We start from the raw sequence: 19,404 nt of genomic DNA on the forward strand, positions 1-19,404 counted from the left end.
CTCATCGGAGGATGACGAGTTGCTGCGTTGCTCGCGTCATCGCTACATAGCGGTCCACCGCTCCTTCGATCCCCTCGCCGAAGCTCTCCGGGTCGAACAGGACCACCAGGTCGAACTCCAGGCCCTTCGACAGCTCCGGGGTAAGTGACCGGACGCGGTCCGTCGGGGCGAATGTGGGGGCGCCGATGACGCAGGCTGTGCCTTCGGCATGCCCGGTGAGCCAGTTGGCCAGGATCGAGTCGAGGTCCGACAAGTGGCCGTGGGCGACCGGAACTCCACCGCTGCGGATGGACGTCGGCACGTTCGCGTCCGGGAGCGCCGCCCGGATGACCGGCTCTGCCTCCGTCATGATCTCTTCCGGTGTCCGGTAGTTGAGGCTCAGGGAGGCCAGGTCGATCCGGTCGAGACCGATCCGCTTGAGCCGTTCCTGCCACGACTCCGTGAACCCGTGCCTGGCCTGGGCGCGGTCGCCCACGATGGTGAAGCTCCGGGACGGGCAGCGCAGCAGCAGCATCTGCCACTCCGCGTCGGTGAGTTCCTGGGCCTCGTCCACGACGACGTGCGCGAACGGGCCGGCGAGCAGGTCCGGGTCGGCAGTGGAGACCTCGGACTCGTCGACGAGGCTGACCTGGGCGTCCTCGCCACGCAGCATCGTCACCAGGCCAATGCCGTCGTCGCCGTCGGCACCGGAGTTGGCCACGGCCTCGATCAGGTTGTCGACGACCTGGGTCATGCGCTCCCGCTGGGCGGCGATGACGGCGTCGTGCCGCCGTTTGCGCCGCGACGCCTCCGGGTCGCCGAGCCGCTGCCGTGCCGCGTCCAGGAAGGGCAGGTCGGACACCGTCCAGGCCTGGGCGTCCGCACGCTGCAGCTTCTGCACCTCGTCGCGGCTGAGCCAGGGAGCACACAGCCGCAGGTAGGCGGGGACCGACCACAGGTCGGAGACGAGGTCGGCCGCTTCGAGCAGGGGCCACGCGCGGTTGAAGGCCGTGAGCAGTTCCCTGTTCCGCCTCAGCGACTTGCGGACCAGGTCGGGCGAGACGTGTGCGTCGTCACCGGAGGCGTCGCCCTGGTGCTTGTCCACCAGGATGGTGAGCAGTTCCTCCCAGACCTGGTTGCGCGCCTCGTTGTGCGGAGTGCCGGGCTCCGCCGCCTCGAAGGCCACGGCCCAGTCGGTGGCGCTCAGCCAGATGTCGGACCAGTGGGTCGTGACCGTCATGCCCTTCGTGGGCGGCTCCTCGTAGAACCTGACGCCCTTCTCGAGCGCCTTCACCAGGTCCGCGGACGACTTCAGACGGGCCACCTCCGGGTCCGCCTCGACGGTTGCCGCGGCTCCCTCGGTGACGAGGTCACGCAGGATGCAGGTCTGCACGCCCTCCTCGCCGAGGCTGGGAAGGACGTCGGAGACGTAGTCCAGGTACGGCCGGTGCGGACCGACGAACAGTACGCCACCCCGCCGGTGACCGAGCCGGGGGTCGGAGTACAGCAGGTAGGCGGAGCGGTGCAGGGCCACGACGGTCTTCCCCGTGCCCGGGCCGCCGTCGACGACGAGGGCGCCGCGCGACCCCGCGCGGATGATGGCGTCCTGGTCGGCCTGGATGGTGCCGAGCACGTCCCGCATCCGTGGTGAGCGGTCGCTGCCGAGGCTGGCGATGAAAGCGGACTGGTCGTCGAGTGAGGCATGGTGCCCCGCGAACCCGTCAGGGGTGAACACCTCGTCCCAGTAGTCGCTGATCCGGCCGCGGGTCCAGCGGTACCTGCGGCGGCTCGCCAGGCCCATCGGATCGGCGTGGGTGGCTCCGAAGAACGGCTCGGCAGCCGGGGAGCGCCAGTCGAGCAGCAGCCGCCGGCCTGTGCTGTCGGTCAGGCCGAGCCGCCCCACGTACACCGGCTCGGAGTCGTCGGCGCCGACCATGTGACCGAGGCACAGGTCCAGGCCGAAGCGGTGCAGGGTGCGCAGACGGGCGGTGAGCCGGTGGATCTCCGTGTCCCGGTCCATGGCATCCCGGCCCATGCCGCCGGGTGCCCTGCGTGCGGCGTCGAGGCGGTCGGTCAGCTCGGCGATCGTCTCGTCGAGGCACCGCGCGATGGCCGTGAAGTGCTGCTCGTCGGCTGCGATCAGCTTCGGGTCGGCCTTGGCGGAGAGACGGTCGGGAAGGTCGAACGCGCTGGTGGTCAGGTAGGTCATGGCAGTTGCTCCGAATGTGCGGTCGATGGCGACCATCGCGCGGCGAAAGGCGGCGCCTGGGAAGAACACGCGTGGTTCACGCGGACGTGGGCGGCCAGGGTCAGCCGGCCATGTCGAGCAGCAGCTTCGCGGCCACGTCCGCCCCGTCGGTGCGGATCGTCGCCGCCACGGCGGCTGCGCGGGCGCGGGTCTCGGGGGCCAGGGCCGATTCGAGTGCGGCCGACAGGGACTCGAAGGTCGGCGTCGGACCGTCGTGCGCCGCGCCGATGCCCAGGTCGGCCACGCGGCCGGCCCAATAGGGCTGGTCGGCCAGCTGGGGCACCACGACCTGAGGCGCACCGACCCGGGCGGCCGTGGACGTCGTCCCCGCGCCGCCGTGGTGCATGACCGCGGCCACGCGGCGGAAGAGTGCCTGGTGGTTGGCCTCGCCCACGGCGAAGCAGTCGTCCTGGTCGTCGGTCAGGGCGAGATCGGCCCAGCCGCGGGAGACGAGGACGCGGCGGCCCTGCGCGCGAACCGCGTCGATGGCCACCTGGGCGGCGTCCGCCGCGGCATGCATGGGCATGCTGCCGAAGCCCACGTACACCGGCGCGGTGCCGGCGTCCAGGAACGCCTCCAGGTCGGCCGGCAGCGGACGGACGTCGGGGAGGACCCACGCACCGGTCTGGACGACGTCGAAGCCCGGCATCTCGTGCAACGGGTCCAGGACCGGGTCCGTCGCCACCCAGGGGCTGTCGCCGAAGACGTGGTCGCGGACGTCGTCCACCGGCGGCAGGCCGTTCGCCGCCCGGTTCGTGTTGAGTGCCTCAGCGAACAGCTCGTTGATGCTCTGGGCGTCCAGGTCCCACAGCACCCGGTTGTCGGTCACCTCCGGTGGGAACGGACGGCCCCGATACGCCAGCGGCCGGCGGTGCGGCGACGGCAGGGTGAGCTGCTGGAAGATCACGGACACGGACGGGATACCCAGCTTCTCGGCCACCGACCGCGCGCCGGCCGCGGCCGGCATCATGCCGGTCGCCACCAGCAGATCGCAGCCCTCGGCCGCCGCGGCGACCGCCTCGAACTGGGCGGCGATCACCTGGGCCGCCCGCTCGGGCATCGACGGCGGCGGCACCGCCTGCGTCAGCTCACGGGCCGACGGTCCGACCGGCACCATCGATACACCGACCTCGGACAACCGCCGCGCGAAGTCCTCGTCCGGCGGCGCGCACACCCGCACCTCGGCGCCGAGTTCCCGAAGGGGCACCGTGAGTGCCGCGAGGGGTTCGACATCTCCACGCGACCCATAGGTCGACAACACCACACGCACTACGTGACTCCCCGTTTCCGCAGGTCTTGGCCTTAGGCCGGAGATTCTGCGGCAAGAGGGGGGCCTTGCCGCAAGCCCCCCGATGCGTTATAAGTTAATAGTGGCAAGGAGAGCGTGACCTCCTTGCCCTTCGTGTTTTCCGGCGCTCTTCGTGTCTTCAGGCGCGGCCGCCCCTGAGATACGCCCGCCAGCCACCGTACGCCGTGATGTCCTCGGCGTCCGCCAGGGCCGCGGGCTCGCACAGGAACCCCGGGACGTGGCTGCCGTCCGCCAGTTCCACGCGCCCCAGTGCCATCGGCCGGGGCAGCTCGGCGAGGAGCCGGCCGAGCCCCTCCGCCGGGAGCCGCCACACCTCCGCCTCGATCGCCGCGCCGCCCTCGCCGGGGCCGGCGCTCTGACCGACATGGACCAGGCCCGGCTTGGGCGGGGACGTGGGCAGCGCGTGCAGCCGGTAGACGGGGGCCGTGGCGATCGTACGGTCGAAACGGGCTCCCAGGGCGAGAAGCTGCGCGTTGAGGGGCTGGCCCGTGAGGTGCGCCCCGACCACCGCGAGGCGGACCTCCGGCTGGAGCAGGCCGGCGATCCGGGCCAGCCGGTCGTCCGTGAACGCGGGGCCGATCAGCATCACGCCGAAGGGCAGGCCGTTCACCTCACCGGCCGGGACGGCAACCGCCGCCAGGTCGAACAGGTTCGTCGAGTTGGTGAAGCGGCCCAGCCGGGCGTTGGCGCCGAGCGGGTCCGCGGCCACCTCGGCGAGGGTCGGGTGACCCGGCGCGGTGGGGAGCAACAGGGCGTCCACGTCGGTGAGTTCGGCCTCGGCGCGTGCGCGCAGGGCGGCGAGCCGGTCCTGGTCGGCGAACAGCCGGTGGGCCGGGATGTCGCGGGCACGGGTGATGATGCCGGCGACGGTGGGATCGAGGGCCGGGTCGCCCTCGGCCACCGCCTTGTCGACAAAGCTCCCCACGGCCGTGTAGCGCTCGGCGACGAAGGCGCCCTCGTAGAGCATCGCGGCGGCCTCGGTGAAGGGGGTGAGGTCGAGGGGGCGGATGTCGGCGCCCGCGGCTGCGAGCTGCCGTACGGCCGCCTCGTAGGACTCGGCCCAGCCCTCGTCCAGTTCGCCGAGCTGGTAAGTCGGCGGGACCGCGATGCGCCAGGGCCCCGGCGCCCGCCCGGGGAGCGCGGGCAGGACGCGGGCGGGCGGGGACGCCATGAACGACAGTGCCTGCTCGGCTTCCGGAAGCGTCCGCGCGAACACCGTCACGCAGTCGATCGACGCGCAGGCCGGGACGACGCCCGTCGTCGGCACCAGCCCCCGGGTGGGCTTGAGACCGACGATGCCGTTGAAGGCGGCCGGGACCCGGCCCGAGCCGGCCGTGTCCGTGCCGAGCGCGAAGTCGACGATTCCGAGTGCCACGGCGACGGCCGAGCCGGAACTGGAGCCGCCGCTGATCCTGGCCGGGTCGTGGGCGCCCCGGACGGCGCCGTAGGGGAGCGGGTGCCGACCAGGCCCGTTGCGAACTGGTCGAGGTTGGTGGTGCCGAGCACGATCGCACCCGCCGCGCGCAGCCGGGCGACGACGGGCGCGTCGGCCTCGGGGCCGTAGGAGTACGAAGGGCAGCCCGCCGTCGTCGGGAGGCCGGCGACGTCGATGTTGCCCTTGACGGCGAACAGGCGCCCCGCGAGCGGGAGTCGTTCCCCGCCGGACACCCGTTCGTCGATCAGCCGGGCCTGCGCCACCACCACATCCCGCGGGCGCAGGCCGATCCAGATCTCGGGGCGGTCCGTGGCCTCGATGCGGGCGTAGGCGGCGCGGACGCGGGAGACAGTGGTGGACATGTGGTGCTCCTCGACTTTCGACTCACCTGTCTGCAGGCTCGGTTGACGGGACGCTTCCTCGGGCGGGCGCGAGGACCATCAGAGCCGTTCCCGCCTCCACCTGGTCCCCGGGCCCGGCCAGGATCTCGGCGACCACGCCGGCGACCGGCGCGTGCACCCTGGACTCCATCTTCATCGCCTCCAGGGCGAGCAGCGGCTGTCCGGCCGTCACCTCGTCACCCGGCCGGACGTTCACCTGCCAGACGGACGCCGCGAACTCGGCCTCGACCACCCGGCCGCCCGCCGGGACGGTCACCTCGGCCAGGGGCGCGGCGGGCGCCACGGCCGCATCCGCCCGCGCGAACTCGCCGGCCGCCTCCCACGCGTCCCGCTCCGCCGCGAAGGCCGCCTGCTGCCGGCCCCTGAACTCCGCGATCGACTCGGCGTGCTCGTCCAGGAAGGCCCGGTACCCGGCGAGGGAGAACGTGCCCTCCTCGATGCGCGGCACGAACCGCCCGGACGTGAGGTCCGCCCGCAGCTCCAGCAGTTCCTCGGCGCCCACCGGATACCACCTGATCCGGTCGAAGAACCGCAGCAGCCAGGGCGACCCCGGCTCGAACGCCCCGCGCTGCTGCCACCCCGACCACACCTGGGTCGTACGGCCCACGAACTGGTAGCCGCCGGGCCCCTCCATGCCGTAGATGCACAGGTACGCCCCGCCGATGCCGACCGAGTTCTCCGCGGTCCAGGTGCGTGCCGGGTTGTACTTGGTGGTCACCAGACGGTGGCGGGGATCCAGCGGGGTCGCCACCGGGGCGCCCAGGTACACGTCGCCCAGCCCCAGGACCAGGTACTCCGCGTCGAAGACCGTGCGGTAGACGTCCTCGACCGACGCCAGGCCGTTGACGCGCCGGATGAACTCGATGTTCCACGGGCACCAGGGCGCGTCGTCGCGCACCCCCGCCATATAGCGGGCGATGGCCTCGCGGGTGGCCGGGTCGTCCCAGGACAGGGGGAGATGGACGGTGCGGGAGGGGACCACGAGTGCGTCCGTGGGCGGCATGGACGCCACCAACTCCCGTACCTCGGCGAGGAGTTCGTGCTGGGGCAGCCGGGCCGGATCCGTGCGGATCTGGAGCGAGCGGATGCCCGGGGTCAGGTCGGCGATGCCGTCCCGGCCCGCCCCGGCCACCGTCTCCATCAGCGCGTGGACGCGCATGCGCAGGGCCAGGTCCAGCTGCATCGGCCCGAACTCGACCAGCAGATTGTCGTCACCGCTGCGGCGGTACGTCACATCGCCGTCGCGGGCGAGGACGCCGCCGTCCACGAGGGCGGGGCGGGGCGCGCCGGCCACGTCCACCGGCAGGAAGCACACGGTGTCACCCGGGCGCAGCTGGCCCAGCTTCCAGCGCTCGGTGCTGATCACGGTCGCCGGGCACACGAACCCGCCCAGCGACGGGCCGTCCGGGCCGAGCAGCACCGGCATGTCGCCGGTGTAGTCGACGGCGCCGACGGAGTACGGCGTGTCATGGATGTTCGACGGGTGCAGGCCCGCCTCACCGCCGTCGGTGCGCGCCCAGCGCGGCCTCGGGCCGACGAGCCGTATGCCGGTCCGAGCGGAGTTGAAGTGCACCTTCCAGCCGGCGGCGTAGAAGTCACGGATGTCGTCCTCGGTGAAGAACTCCGGCGCGGCGTGCGGTCCTTCGACGACGGCCACCTGCCATGCGGCGCCGAAGGACGGGCGGTCCGGCACGGGAACCGGGGTTCCCTCGGTGACCGCCCCGCCGTGCAGGACGTCGCCCGTCCGCAGTGCGCGTCCGCCGTGGCCGCCGAAGCGCCCGAGCGTGAAGGTGCTCGCGCTGCCCAGGAACGCGGGGACGTCGAGACCGCCCGCGACGAGGACGTACGTCCGCAGACCGTGCCCGCCCGGCGCTCCGACCTCCAGTACGGCTCCCGCCGGCACCGTCACCGGCTCCCACTGCACGGCCGCCGTACCGTCGACGCTGACCGTGGCCGGGGCGCCCGTCACGCACACGGTGGTGGTGTGCGTGAACCTCAACGCCGGTCCCTGGAGCGTGCATTCGAGTCCCGGGGTGCCCTCGGGGTTGCCCAGCGCCCGGTTGCCGAGCCGGAAGGACAGGTCGTCCATCGGGCCGCTGGGCGGCACGCCGACCTGCCAGTAGCCGGTGCGGCCCGGCCAGTCCTGCACGGTGGTGAGGGTGCCGCCGGCGACGACCTCGATGCGGGGCGTCGGGTCGGTGACGGTCGCGAGGGTCGCCGTCGAGTGGGTGGCCTCGCGAAAACGGCGGTCGGCGAGCGCCGCGCGCACCAGGCCGAGGTTCGTCTCGATGCCGTCGAGCCGGGTGCGGGCCAGCGCCTCGTCCAGCCGGCGCAGGGCGTGCGCGCGGTCGGGGCCGTACGCGATGATCTTCGCGAGCATCGGGTCGTACGACGTCGTCACCTCGGTGCCCGTCTCGACCCAGCCGTCGACCCGCACCCCGCTCGGGAACTCCACCCGCGTCAACAGCCCCGCGCCGGGCCGGTGATCGCGCGCCGGGTCCTCGGCGTAGAGGCGGGCCTCGACGGCGTGGCCGCGCGGGGTGCCCGGGTCGCGGACGACGTCGCGCTCGCCGCGCGCCAGGCGCAGCATCCAGGCGACCAGGTCGACGCCGTAGATCTCCTCGGTGACCGGGTGCTCCACCTGGAGGCGGGTGTTGACCTCCAGGAAGTACGCCTCCTCGCGGGCGGCGTCGTACACGAACTCGACGGTTCCGGCGGATCGGTAGCCGACGGAGGCACACAAGTCATGGGCGGCGGCCGCCAGTTGCTCGCGTATGTGGGCCGGGAGGCTTGGTGCCGGGGCCTCCTCCACCACCTTCTGGTTGCGGCGTTGCAGCGTGCAGTCCCGGTCGCCGAAGGTCACCACCGTGCCCTCACCGTCGCCGAAGACCTGGACCTCGATGTGGCGGGCATGCTCGACGAGCCGTTCCAGGAAGACACCGGCCGAGCTGAAGGAGGCGGCGGCGACACGTTGGACGCGCTCCCAGGAATCGGTCAGTTCACCGGCGGAGCGACATGCCGACATGCCGATTCCGCCACCGCCGCCGGTTGCCTTGAGCATGACGGGATAGCCGATGGCCTGGGCCTCTTCGAGTGCCTCGGCGAGCGACCCGAGCAGGCCCGTCCCCGGTGCCGGCGGTACGCCCGCCGCGTCGGCCGCCGCCCGCGCCGTGTGCTTGGCGCCGAACAGCTCCAGCTGCTCGGGCGTCGGGCCGACGAACACGATCCCGGCGTCCTCGCAGCGCCGGGCGAACCCCGCGTCCTCTGACAGGAAGCCGTACCCGGGGTGGATCGCCCCGGCCCCGCTGTCCTTGGCCGCATTCAGGATCAGGTCGGCGTCGAGGTACGACTCCTTCGCGGGCGCGGGGCCGAGCCGTACGGCCTGGTCGGCGAGCCGGACGTGGGGCGCGGACCGGTCGGCGTCGGAGTACACCGCCACAGTCCTGAGTCCCAGTTCGTGTGCCGTGCGGATGATCCGGACAGCAATTTCGCCCCGGTTGGCGACCAGCAGCGTGTCGAAGGTCATGCGCCGCCCGCCTCGTTGACCGTCGTCTGCACGGAGATCGTCATCTGCACGGACGTCGGCTCGAATCCGTTGCAGGGGTTGTTGATCTGGGGGCAGTTGGAGACCAGGACCAGGACGTCGCGCTCGGCGCGCAGGGTCAGGGAGAGGCCGGGTGCCGAGATGCCGTCGACGATGCCGAGGGTGCCGTCCTTCTCGACCGGCACGTTCATGTACCAGTTGATGTTGGAGACGAGGTCGCGCTTGCCCAGGCCGTACTTGGCGCCCTCGGCGAGGAAGTTGTCCACACAGGCGTGCTGCGACCAGGTGTGGTGGCCGTACCGGAGCGTGTTCGACTCCTTGGAGCAGGCGCCGCCGACCGTGTCGTGGCGGCCCACGTCGTCCGCGACCACCGTCATCAGCGGGGTGTGCTCGTTCGACATCAGCACACTGCCTGTGGTCAGGAAGATGCTCCCCTGGGCGTGGATGGTGTCGGGGGCGCTGTAGCGGACCGATGTGTCGTGAGCGTCGTGGACGAGGAAGTCGACGGCCTGGTTGCCGTGCAGGTCGGTGATGGTGAGCGTCTCACCGGCACGGACGATGTGCGACCAGGCGGCGCGGGCGGGAACGACGGCCATCATGCGAGCCCCCTCGCGGCAAGGGACTCGGCGGTGTTGAGGAAGGCGCGGCGGCCCTCGGGCGTGGCATCCCACAAGGGGTCGCCGGGCGCGGTGGCCCCGGCCCGCCAGGCGAGGACCTCCAGCGGGGTGCTGACGTACTCGGCGCGGGGATCGACCGGATGCGGCACGTTGGCGATCAGCACGGTCACGTCCTGCTCGGCACGCAGGGTCACGGTCGCGCCGGGCCCGGCCGAGCCGGTGAAGTCCAGGGCGCCGTCCTCGCGGACCTCCACGCCCTGGAAGAAGGACAGTGAGGGCGGCAGATCCCGGGGCTCCAGGCCGTTCTTCGCGGCGGCCAGCTTGAACAGTTCGCGGCCTGCGGGGGAGGGGGACTGCGGGGTGCCGTCGCCGTACCGCCCGGTGTTGCGTACGAGCGTGGAGGTGCCGCACAGGGTGTCGTGCCGGCCGGAGCTGTCGGCGACGACGGAGGCGAGGACGCGGCCCTGGTCGGAGAGCAGCAGGCGGCCCTCGCCGAGGTAGGCGTTCCACTGCACCTTCACCGTGTCGGCGACGTTCAGCCGCTCCCAGGGGCGGTCGGCCGCATACAGCAGCAGATGCGCGCAGGCGTCGCCGCGCAGGTCGGTCAGCCGCAGCTCCGTGCCGCGGGCGAGCACCCGGTGCGTGTAGTTGCCGCCCGCCACCGTCTCGGCCCACACCAGGCGGTCCGCCTCGCAGGGCGGGTCCGGCCAGTCGGCGGCCGGGACGACGGGCATGGCCTCGGCACGGGCCCCTTCCTGGGCACGGGCATGGGCACGGGCGCCGTACGTGGTCTCTGTCGCCATTCGCGGGACCTCCGGCTCGGGAGTGGGCCTGCGGATTCTTTTCTGTCGCGCGACAGAAATTAGGAGCCGGGCGCGTCACCGGCATTGCCCGGGTGTTGCCGGCCGGTTACCGAGCCCTCACGGAGTCCGCCCGGAGGGCGCTGCACTCCGTCGGAAGATCTCCTGGCCGGGGCCGTGTGCGAGGATCGAACGCATGGGAACAGCGGGTGGAACGGCGGGTCGCCGGGTCGGCAGGCCGCGGGCCGCGCAGCGGCCGGACAGCGGCCTCTCGCCCCGCGACGAACTGCTTGCCGCCGCAGCCGAGTTGTTCACCACCAGGGGCTACGCCGCCACCACGACCCGTGCCGTCGCCGAGCGGGCGGGCATGCGGCAGGCGTCCATGTACCACTACGTCTCCGGCAAGGAGGAGCTCCTGGCCGAGCTCCTGGAGTCCACGGTCACGCCCTCGCTTGCCTACGCCCGTGAGCTCCTCGCCGACGACACGGCTCCGGCCGAGGGCCGGCTGTGGGAGCTGTGCCGCACCGACGTGGAGCTGCTGTGTGGCGGACCGCACAACCTCGGCGGGCTCTACCTGCTGCCCGAGGTGCGCGCCGAACGGTTCGCCGGCTTCCACGCCGTACGTGCCGAACTCAAGGACGCCTACCGTCAGTTGCTCGCCGCCACGGCCGCCGGCGGCGCACTCGCCAAGAGCGAGCTGGAGCTGCGTACGGATCTGCTGTTCGGTCTGATCGAGGGCGTCATCCTCGTCCACCGCTCCGACCCGGAGCGCCCGGTGTCGGTGTTCGCCGAGGCCACGGCTGACGCGGCGCTGCGCATCGCCGGGATCTGAACAGCCGCCGACCGGCGACCGGAACCGGATCTTCACCCGTCACGGTGAGTGCTCTTCGCACATCCGTACGCCGTGACGCACCGTGTACGAATGTAATCCGAGCGTATAAATGGAGCCGAGCGTACTACCGTCGCGCGCCCCGTTTCAGGTGCTTGCTGAATATGACACGGCGATGATCCGGTCGGACTAAGCTCGCCCGCAGCGCACCGAGTTGAGGTGTAATCGTGCGCTTGTTCCCAAACATGCAGAAGATTCCGACATACCCATGACGTACCCCACTGCAAGCTCCCCTACACCCACCCGATTCGTTTCAGAGGGCCCACATGGTGAGCGTTCAATCCCCGCCCAGTCGCCGTGAACTCCTGTACGCGCGCGCACTGTTGCTCCCGGCGATACTGATGGCCGCGGCGACCGGAGCAGCCGTCGCCGTGGTGGCTGAACCGGCACGGACGGCCGTCGGTGTGAGCGGCGCCGTGGCCATGCTGCTGGTGCTGGCAGCCGTGGCCCAAGCGGTGCGCCGCGGTCGCGCCCTGCGGGAGGCGCGGGCCGAGCACGCCCGTCACGCTGCGTACCTGGAACGGCGTATCGCCTCCCACGACGAGGAGATGAAACGCCTCGCCACGGAGATCACACCCGCCGCGATCCACCGGCTGCGCTGCGACCATTCACCCCATGAGGTGATTCGCGACCTCGCGCTGATCGACCCCTCCTACGCCCAACTCCCACCGGCACAGGTGGAGTTGGTGAAGTCGATGGTCAACATCGTCGACCGTGAGGAAGCCCTGCGCGACTCCGCCCAGCGGTCCTTCGTCAACATCGCCCGCCGCGTCCAGTCGATCGTCCACCAGCAGTCCGAGGAACTCCGGGAGATGGAGGAGGACCACGGCCGCAACCCCGAGGTCTTCGACGACCTGCTGCGCATCGACCACGGCACCATGCTGATCGGCCGCCTCGCCGACTCCATCTCCGTGCTCGGCGGCGGCCGCCCCGGCCGGCAGTGGCCCAACCCCGTCCAGCTCTACAGCGTGCTGCGCGGCGCCATGTCCCGGATCCTGGAGTACCGCCGCATCAAGCTGGACTCCATCGTCTCGGTCAACGTGCGCGGCATCTCAGTCGAGCCGGTCATCCACGCCGCGGCCGAACTCCTCGACAACGCCACCCGGTACTCGCCGCCGCAGACCGAGGTGCACGTCACCGCCACCGAGGTGCAGACCGGCATCGCGATCGAGATCGAGGACGCGGGCGTCAGCCTCAGCGAGGAGGCCCGCGCCCGGGTCGAGAACATGCTGGAGCGCGCCAAGGAGGGCAGCGACCTCCAGGAGCTCGGCGAGTCCCCCCGGCTGGGTCTCGCCGTCGTGGGCCGTCTGTGCACGGCGTTCAACATGCAGGTCTCCCTGCGCACTTCCGCGTACGGCGGTGTCCGCGCGGTCCTCATCATCCCGCGCGAGATGCTGACCACCGACCCCGCGCCCGGCTACGCCCACGGCATCGGCGCCGCCGCCGCGCCCGACCTCAGTCCCGGCGCCCTCGAAGGCCCCAAGCGCACCCCCAAGAAGCGGCGGCCCACCAGCCCGAAGATCCCGGCCACGGTCTCCATGGAGGACGACGTCCCCGTGGTCACCGAGTGGACCGCCAACGGGCTGCCGCAGCGCCGCAGCCGGGTCAAGACCCCGCTCAGCAAGCGGATCGCCGAGCAGGCGGCCATCGAGCAGGCCGAGCGGGAGGGCAGGCCGACGATCTGGTCGACGGCCAAGCCGGAGCCCGAGCCCGAGCCGGCGGTGGACGAGCCCGCACCCGGTGCGTGGGTCGAGGCGTTCTGGAACGGACTCAAGGACAAGCCCGACCCCTACACACTCCAGCCGCGAACCCAACCGGGCCGACCGGCCCGTGCCGAGGCCGACGACGAGGGGGACCTCAAGTGATCCAGCAGCGCGCCAACTTCGACTGGATGCTCAAGGAGCTCCACGACGGCGTACCGGGCATCGAGATGATCGTGGTGCTCTCCGCCGACGGACTGCGCATCGCCCGCTACGGCGGCGACCCGGACACCGCCGACCGCGTCGCCGCGGCCTGTGCCGGTCTGCAGAGCCTGGCGACCGCCGTCGCCACGGAGATCCCCAACAGCGACGGCAAGATGAAGATGGTCCTCATCGAGATCAACGGCGGCTACTTCTATCTGATGGCCGCCGGCGCCAACGCGTATCTCGCCGTGCTCTCCGACACGTTCGCCGAACCCGGACTGATGAGCAACCGCATGTCGGACCTCGTCAGCCGCATCGGGGCCCATCTCACCAGTCCGTCGAGGCGCAACGGGCAGACCGTATGACTCCTCCGAAACGCCAGCGGCGATTTCCCAAGGAGCCGTTGCCCCCGCCGCCACCGCCACCCCGGCCGGGAGTGAAGAAGAACCCGGAACGGCTCTTCGTGGTGGCGGGGAAGGACGGTGCCGAGCGTGCCGAACTCGACCTGGTCACCTTAATCGTGGCGAGCGCCGTCCCATCGCCCTCCTCCGCGCCCGAGCAGACGGCGCTGCTCCGGCTCTGCACGACCCCTCTGTCCGTGGCCGAACTCTCGGCCTACCTGAATCTGCCGTTCAGCGCGATGACGGTCCTGCTCACCGACATGCTGACGGCCGACCTGGTGACGGCACGTGCCCCCCTCGTGCGTCAGTCCGTCGCCGACCGGTCCCTTCTCGAAGCGGTGATGCATGGACTTCAAAGGCTCTGACACCATCCCCGGTCCACGGACCGAGGACCAGCTGCCGCACACGGCCGAGGCCGCGGTCAAGATCGTGATCGTGGGCGGCTTCGGGGTCGGCAAGACGACGATGGTCGGCTCTGTCAGCGAGATCAGGCCGCTGACGACCGAAGAGACCATGACGCAGGCCGGCATCGGTGTCGACGACAACTTCGGCTCGGACACCAAGACGGCCACGACGGTGGCGATGGACTTCGGCCGCATCAGCATCACCGACCAGCTCGTGCTGTACCTCTTCGGCACCCCGGGCCAGGAGCGCTTCTGGTTCCTGTGGAACGGGCTGTTCGAGGGCGCGCTGGGCGCGGTCGTACTGATCGACACCCGTCGGCTGGAAGTCAGCTTCGACGTGATAGGGCGTCTCGAGGAGCGCGGCGTGCCGTTCGTCGTCGCCGTGAACTCCTTCCCCGACGGGCCCCGTTACCCCGTCGACGACCTGCGTGCGGCCCTCGACCTGGACCCGGAGATCCCCATCGTCGAGTGCGACGTACGCCGCCGGGCCTCCAGCCGTGACGTCCTGATGACCCTGATGCGCTTCCTGCACTCGCTCGCCATGTCGGGCGCGCTCAAATAGGCCCGTCCGCCGGATCGATCCCACCCCCGTGCATCCGGCGGCCCCTGCAACCCCCCGCGTCCGCATCCGCCCTGACTCCCCTGACACCGGATCCACTTCGGAGCGACCCCTGTGATGCCTGAATCCCATTCCACGACCGGTACGCACGACTCCCTGTCCACCCCGCCGCCCGGCTGCCCCGCCCACGGACTCGGACTCGGCCCCGGCGGACTGCACCGGCTCCACGAGGCGGAGGACCTGAGCGAGCTGTACGAGCAACTGCGTGAGCAGCACGGTGAGGTGGCACCCGTGCTCCTCCACGACGACGTGCCGATGTGGGTGGTCCTCGGCCACACCGAGAACCTGCACATGGTGCGCACCCCCTCGCAGTTCTGCCGGGACAGCCGCATCTGGAGCCCGCTGCTGGAGGGCCAGGTCAAGCCCGACCACCCGCTGATGCCGCACATCGCCTGGCAGCCGATCTGCTCCCACGCGGAAGGCGACGAACACCTGCGGCTGCGCAGCGCGGTCACCGGCGCCATGTCGACCATCGACCACCGCGGTATGCGCCGGCACATCAACCGCTCCACACAGCGCCTCGTCAACCGGTTCTGTGAGGAGGGCCGCGCCGACCTGGTCAGCCAGTTCGCCGAGCACCTCCCGATGGCCGTGATGTGCGAGATCCTCGGCATGCCCGACGAGTACAACGACCGCATCGTCGAGGCCGCCCGCGACATGCTCAAGGGCACCGAGACCGCGATCGCCAGCAACGCGTACATCATGGACGCGCTGATGCGGCTGACAGCCAAGCGCCGGGCCCAGCCGGAGGAGGACTTCGCGACCCACCTCATCAACCACCCGGCACGGCTCACCGACGACGAGATCGGCCAGCACCTGCGGGTCGTGCTCATCGCGGCCTACGAGGCCACCACCAACCTCCTCGCCAACGTACTGCGCGTGGTCCTCACCGACCCGCGCTTCCGCGCCCAGCTCAGCGGCGGGCAGATGACGGTTCCCCAGGCGGTCGAGCAGTCCCTGTGGGACGAACCGCCGTTCAGCACCGTCTTCGCCTACTTCGCCAAGCAGGACACCGAGCTCGGCGGCCGGCGCATCCGCCAGGGCGACGGGCTCCTCTTCGCCCCCGCCCCGGGCAACGTCGACCCGCGGGTACGCCCCGACCTGGCCGCCAACATGATGGGCAACCGGTCCCACCTCGCCTTCGGCGGCGGACCGCACGAGTGCCCCGGTGCGGACATCGGCCGTGCCATCGCCGAAGTCGGCGTCGACGCCCTCCTGATGCGTCTGCCCGACCTCGAACTCGACTGCCACGAGGACGAGTTGGAGTGGCGGCAGTCGATCGCGTCGGCCCACCTGGTGTCGATGCCGGCCCGCTTCGCGCCGAAGCCGCCGCAGGACATCAAGCAGCGGCCCGGTCGCGCCCCGATCCAGCCCCAGCGCCCGACCTGGCACGTGGGCACCCCGCAGGCGCAGCCCGCCCCCGCCCCGGCCGCCCAGCCGGTCGCACCGCAACAGCCCGTACCGACCCCGGAACCGGTCCGCCCGAAGGGCGCCTGGCGGCGCTTCCTGGTGTGGTGGCGGGGTTACTGAGCCGACTCGGTACGCGGCTCGTCGCCCGCCCAACCGCTGTACGAGGCCCAGGCTTCGAGAGTCCTCGTGCTGCGGAACCGGTGTTCCGTCCCCGTGACCGGGTCGGTGAACTCCAGGGCTCGCGCCAGCAGTTGGAGCGGGCGCCGGAAGTCGCCGGCCGGGACGGGGGCGGTCACCTCCGGGTAGAGCGGGTCGCCGAGGATCGGCACGCCCAGGGCGTTCATATGGACCCGCAGCTGATGCGTCTGCCCGGTGGCGGGCGTCAGCCGGTAGCAGGCCGATCCGTCGGCTCGGTGCTCGACGAGCTCGACCCGGGTGACGGCGTTCGGCTCGCCCTCGACCTCCCGTGCGGCGAGGATCCCGCGCTCCTTCAGGATGCGGCTGCGCACGGTCCGGGGCAGGGCGAGCGCGGGATCGTACGGCGCCACCGCCTCGTACTCCTTGCGCACCAGCTTGTCCCGGAACAGCGTCTGATACGCGCCGCGCTCCTCGGGCCGCACCGTGAACAGGACCAGTCCCGCGGTGAGCCGGTCGAGCCGGTGCGCGGCGCCCAGTGCCGGGATGTCCAGCTCCCGGCGCAGCAGCGCGAGCGCGGTCTGGGTGACGTGGCCGCCGCGCGGGGTGGTGGCGAGGAAGTGCGGCTTGTCGGCGACGACGATGTGCTCGTCGCGGTACACGACGTCCACCGCGAACGGCACCGGCACCTCCGCGGGCAGCTCCCGGTGGAACCACACGAACATCCCCGGCACATACGCCGCGTCCGGCGCCAGCGCCCTCCCATCCGCCCCGACCACCCGCCCCGCCTCGAACATCCCCGCGACGACGCCCGGTCCGGCCCCCGCGAGCCGCTCCACCAGATGCTCCCGCACGGTCTCCCAGGCCCCGTCGAAGGGCAGGCGCACCCGCACCGCGTCGATCCCGTCGCGCTGCGGCAGGGGAGAGGGCGGGGGCGGGGTACGGCGTCTCATCACGATCAAGCGTACGGCGCCGGAAAACCCGTTGGACCTGTCCGCACGGGTTGGCAGGATCCCGCACATGCCCTTCCTGACCAGCCCCGTCCTGCCCGCCGGAACCCTCGCCCGCATTCCGCAGCCCACGCTCCCCACCGCTGACGGCCTGCTCCTGCGCCCATGGCGGGTGGAGGACGCGCCCGCCGTGCACGCCGCCTTCCAGGATCCGGTGATGCATCAGTGGCACGCGCGGGCCGCCGACTCCGTGGCCGAGGTCAGCGGCTGGATCGAGGAGTGGCTGACCGCTTGGACCGAGGAGCGGGCACCGCAATGGGCCGTCGTCGACGCGGACAGCGACGGGCTGCTCGGGCGCGTGGCCCTGCGGGAGATCCACCTCGACGACGGCACGGCCGAGGTCGCGTACTGGACCACCGCCGAGGCCCGGGGCCGGGGCGTCGCGGCACGCGCCACGACCACCCTGGCCCGCTGGGCGCTCGACGGCATCGGCTTCCACCGCCTCGAACTGCTGCACGCGGTCCGCAACGAGGCGTCCTGCCGTGTCGCCGGAAAGGCCGGGTTCCTGCTGGAGGGCACCAAGCGCAGCTCCGCCCTGCACAGGGACGGCTGGCACGACATGCATCTGCATGCCCGAGTGCAGGGAGACTGACCCGGACGGTCCGCCGCGCAGGGTCTGCCGCGTCCGGCTACCCGGCCGCTTCCCCGACGGGCGCTTCCCCAACCGCCGCCTCAGGCACGGCCGTCGAGGCCGCGCTACGCCGGCGGTACGCGCGGAATCCCACGCCGGCGATCACCGTCACGCCCAGGAACAGCACGGTGAAGTACTGGAAGTACCAGTGCCCGCCCGCCGGGTCGTACACCGCCGCCCGCGGCCAGGCGAGGTTGACGGTCATGAAGAGGCCGTACAGGAGCGCGAGGGCGTTGACCGGGACGCCCCAGCGGCCCAGGGAGAACAGGCGGTTGCCCGTCTCGTCGGTGCCGCCGGTGGTGAACCGGCCGCGCAGGCGGGCCACCAGCAGGGGGCCGGTGACCATCGCGTACGCCAGGTACAGCAGCACGATGCAGGTCGTGCCGATGGCCAGGAACGCCTCCGGCGAGGCGAAGTTGAGCAGCAGCAGGGCCGCCGCGAGGGCGCCGACCACCACGGCGGGCGCGCCGGGCATGCCGGTGCGCGGATCGACCCGGGCGAGGCGGCGGGAGAAGGGGAGTTGGCCGTCGCGGGCCATCGAGAACAGCATCCGGCAGGCCGCCGTCTGGATGGCGAGGGTCGCCACGGTGATGGCCACGACCACGTCGGCCAGCAGCGCTCTGCCCACTCCGTCGCCCAGGCTGCTCGTCAGGACGTAGCTCAGACCGTCGACCGCCAGCCGGCCGTCGGTGAGGCTGGGCGCGGCGAGCAGTCCGCCGAGGACGAGCAGGCCACCGAGCAGGCCGGCGGCGCCGAGCGCGGTGAGGATCGTGCGGGGCGCGGTGCGGCGCGGGTGGTGCGTCTCCTCGCTCATCTCGCCCGCGCTGTCGAAGCCGATCATCACGTACGCCGCCGTGAACGAGCCGACCAGCAGCGCGCCCAGCAGGCCCGACTCGGCGGCGCCCGCGGTGTGGAAGGTGATGCCGGGGGTGCGCTCGGAGTGGGTCAGCAGCAGCGCGATGATCAGTACGGCGCCGATGATCTCGGCGGTCACACCGACGCGGTTGATCACCGACATGACGCGGTTGTCGAGGAGGTTCACCAGGGTGGTGAGCGCCAGCAGGACGACGCCGAGCAGCGCCGCGTTGGCCGCGCCGTCCGCCGACGTCGGCGCGGGGTCGGTGCCGATCAGCTGGAAGCCGGACCACAGTGCGGGCAGCACCATCTGCAGGGCGAGTGCCGCCGCCGCGACCACCACGATCTGCCCGATCACCATGACCCAGCCGGCGAACCAGCCGAAGGTGACGTTCGACAGGCGTGACGACCACTGGTAGATCGCGCCCGAGAGGGGATAGCGCGCGGCCAGCTCCGCGAAGCAGGCGGCCACCAGCAGCTGCCCGGCGAGCACCACCGGCCAGGCCCAGAAGAAGACGGGGCCGCCGAACGCGTACCCGAACGCGAAGAACTGGAAGACGGTCGTCAGTACGGAGATGAAGGAGAAACCCGCCGCGAATGAGGCGTACCGGCCGAGGCTGCGGTGCAGTTCCTGCCGGTAGCCGAACGCGGCGAGGGAGCCCGCGTCGGGGTCGTGCGGTGGGTCGGGGCGGACGTCGGCGGGGGCGGTGCTCGTCATGGCGGCAACCTGCTTTCGCACAGCGGCGCGAGAGTTCCTGTCGAGCGACAGAAATTAGGGACGGGCTGTTTCGTCCGCATGACGTGGGCATGTCC

Annotated in this window: 14 protein-coding genes and 1 pseudogene; 7 read left to right on the top strand and 8 right to left on the bottom strand. The window is 71.7% G+C overall.

Going from position 1 to position 19,404, the window contains the following annotated elements:
* Position 1: 1 nt before the first annotated feature.
* The 6 genes and pseudogenes from helR to OHO27_RS34495 all read right to left on the bottom strand — a co-directional run bounded on the left by helR (position 2) and on the right by OHO27_RS34495 (position 10,336).
* Positions 2 to 2,188, bottom strand: coding sequence for an RNA polymerase recycling motor ATPase HelR (helR, locus tag OHO27_RS34470; RefSeq protein ID WP_328428869.1), 2,187 nt, complete (start codon positions 2,186 to 2,188; stop codon positions 2 to 4).
* Between the two features lie 100 nt (positions 2,189 to 2,288).
* Entirely contained in the window at positions 2,289 to 3,491 is a 1,203-nt protein-coding gene (locus OHO27_RS34475; protein WP_328430637.1) for a glycosyltransferase, read from the bottom strand.
* Positions 3,492 to 3,654: 163 nt separating this feature from the next.
* A pseudogene (gene atzF, locus OHO27_RS34480) lies at positions 3,655 to 5,333 on the bottom strand (allophanate hydrolase).
* A gap of 22 nt (positions 5,334 to 5,355) precedes the next feature.
* On the bottom strand, positions 5,356 to 8,898 hold the full coding sequence (locus OHO27_RS34485) for a 5-oxoprolinase/urea amidolyase family protein (RefSeq protein WP_328428870.1): 3,543 nt from the start codon (positions 8,896 to 8,898) through the stop codon (positions 5,356 to 5,358).
* The gene (locus tag OHO27_RS34490) at positions 8,895 to 9,515 is read right to left on the bottom strand and encodes an urea amidolyase associated protein UAAP2 (RefSeq protein WP_328428871.1); all 621 of its coding nucleotides are present in this window, start codon (positions 9,513 to 9,515) and stop codon (positions 8,895 to 8,897) included. Before OHO27_RS34490 ends, OHO27_RS34485 begins: the two co-directional genes overlap by 4 nt.
* Positions 9,512 to 10,336, bottom strand: coding sequence for an urea amidolyase associated protein UAAP1 (locus OHO27_RS34495; protein WP_328428872.1), 825 nt, complete (start codon positions 10,334 to 10,336; stop codon positions 9,512 to 9,514). The genes OHO27_RS34490 and OHO27_RS34495 overlap by 4 nt, the downstream gene beginning before the upstream one ends.
* Before the next feature lie 193 nt (positions 10,337 to 10,529).
* On the opposite strand from OHO27_RS34495, the gene OHO27_RS34500 reads away from it, so the two are divergent.
* The 6 genes from OHO27_RS34500 (at position 10,530) to OHO27_RS34525 (ending at position 16,080) form a co-directional block, all read left to right on the top strand.
* Entirely contained in the window at positions 10,530 to 11,165 is a 636-nt protein-coding gene (locus OHO27_RS34500; RefSeq protein WP_328428873.1) for a TetR/AcrR family transcriptional regulator, read from the top strand.
* Positions 11,166 to 11,488: 323 nt separating this feature from the next.
* Positions 11,489 to 13,087, top strand: a complete 1,599-nt coding sequence (locus OHO27_RS34505; protein ID WP_328428874.1) for a sensor histidine kinase — start codon at positions 11,489 to 11,491, stop codon at positions 13,085 to 13,087.
* A complete protein-coding gene (locus tag OHO27_RS34510) occupies positions 13,084 to 13,491 on the top strand; it encodes a roadblock/LC7 domain-containing protein (RefSeq protein WP_328428875.1) in 408 nt (135 codons plus the stop codon). Before OHO27_RS34505 ends, OHO27_RS34510 begins: the two co-directional genes overlap by 4 nt.
* Positions 13,488 to 13,892: a DUF742 domain-containing protein gene (locus tag OHO27_RS34515; protein ID WP_328428876.1), complete on the top strand. Its 405-nt coding sequence runs from the start codon at positions 13,488 to 13,490 to the stop codon at positions 13,890 to 13,892. The genes OHO27_RS34510 and OHO27_RS34515 overlap by 4 nt, the downstream gene beginning before the upstream one ends.
* Complete coding sequence (locus OHO27_RS34520; protein WP_328428877.1) at positions 13,873 to 14,493, top strand: GTP-binding protein; 621 nt, start codon at positions 13,873 to 13,875, stop codon at positions 14,491 to 14,493. The genes OHO27_RS34515 and OHO27_RS34520 overlap by 20 nt, the downstream gene beginning before the upstream one ends.
* Positions 14,494 to 14,604: 111 nt before the next feature.
* Positions 14,605 to 16,080: a cytochrome P450 gene (locus OHO27_RS34525; protein WP_328428878.1), complete on the top strand. Its 1,476-nt coding sequence runs from the start codon at positions 14,605 to 14,607 to the stop codon at positions 16,078 to 16,080.
* On the opposite strand, the gene OHO27_RS34530 is transcribed toward OHO27_RS34525, so the two are convergent.
* The gene (locus OHO27_RS34530; RefSeq protein ID WP_328428879.1) at positions 16,074 to 17,048 is read right to left on the bottom strand and encodes an RluA family pseudouridine synthase; all 975 of its coding nucleotides are present in this window, start codon (positions 17,046 to 17,048) and stop codon (positions 16,074 to 16,076) included. The two genes, OHO27_RS34525 and OHO27_RS34530, sit on opposite strands and share 7 nt — an antisense overlap.
* 67 nt (positions 17,049 to 17,115) lie before the next feature.
* Between OHO27_RS34530 and OHO27_RS34535 the strand changes: the two genes are divergently transcribed.
* On the top strand, positions 17,116 to 17,697 hold the full coding sequence (locus OHO27_RS34535; RefSeq protein ID WP_328428880.1) for a GNAT family N-acetyltransferase: 582 nt from the start codon (positions 17,116 to 17,118) through the stop codon (positions 17,695 to 17,697).
* Positions 17,698 to 17,734: 37 nt separating this feature from the next.
* Here the strand turns inward: OHO27_RS34535 and OHO27_RS34540 are convergent, their stop codons facing one another.
* On the bottom strand, positions 17,735 to 19,309 hold the full coding sequence (locus OHO27_RS34540) for an amino acid permease (RefSeq protein ID WP_328428881.1): 1,575 nt from the start codon (positions 19,307 to 19,309) through the stop codon (positions 17,735 to 17,737).
* Between the last annotated feature and the right edge of the window lie 95 nt (positions 19,310 to 19,404).

The sequence above is a fragment of the Streptomyces sp. NBC_00443 genome, from assembly GCF_036014175.1.
Lineage (GTDB): Bacteria > Actinomycetota > Actinomycetes > Streptomycetales > Streptomycetaceae > Streptomyces.

Excerpts from the sequence above, each read along its gene's own strand:
- OHO27_RS34530 (WP_328428879.1), bottom strand. The coding sequence starts at position 17,048 with ATGAGACGCCGTACCCCGCCCCCGCCCTCTCCCCTGCCGCAGCGCGAC.
- OHO27_RS34495 (WP_328428872.1), bottom strand. The coding sequence starts at position 10,336 with ATGGCGACAGAGACCACGTACGGCGCCCGTGCCCATGCCCGTGCCCAG.
- OHO27_RS34520 (WP_328428877.1), top strand. The coding sequence starts at position 13,873 with ATGGACTTCAAAGGCTCTGACACCATCCCCGGTCCACGGACCGAGGAC.
- OHO27_RS34515 (WP_328428876.1), top strand. The coding sequence starts at position 13,488 with ATGACTCCTCCGAAACGCCAGCGGCGATTTCCCAAGGAGCCGTTGCCC.
- OHO27_RS34485 (WP_328428870.1), bottom strand. The coding sequence starts at position 8,898 with ATGACCTTCGACACGCTGCTGGTCGCCAACCGGGGCGAAATTGCTGTC.
- helR (WP_328428869.1), bottom strand. The coding sequence starts at position 2,188 with ATGACCTACCTGACCACCAGCGCGTTCGACCTTCCCGACCGTCTCTCC.
- OHO27_RS34540 (WP_328428881.1), bottom strand. The coding sequence starts at position 19,309 with ATGACGAGCACCGCCCCCGCCGACGTCCGCCCCGACCCACCGCACGAC.
- OHO27_RS34490 (WP_328428871.1), bottom strand. The coding sequence starts at position 9,515 with ATGATGGCCGTCGTTCCCGCCCGCGCCGCCTGGTCGCACATCGTCCGT.
- OHO27_RS34535 (WP_328428880.1), top strand. The coding sequence starts at position 17,116 with ATGCCCTTCCTGACCAGCCCCGTCCTGCCCGCCGGAACCCTCGCCCGC.
- OHO27_RS34500 (WP_328428873.1), top strand. The coding sequence starts at position 10,530 with ATGGGAACAGCGGGTGGAACGGCGGGTCGCCGGGTCGGCAGGCCGCGG.
- OHO27_RS34505 (WP_328428874.1), top strand. The coding sequence starts at position 11,489 with ATGGTGAGCGTTCAATCCCCGCCCAGTCGCCGTGAACTCCTGTACGCG.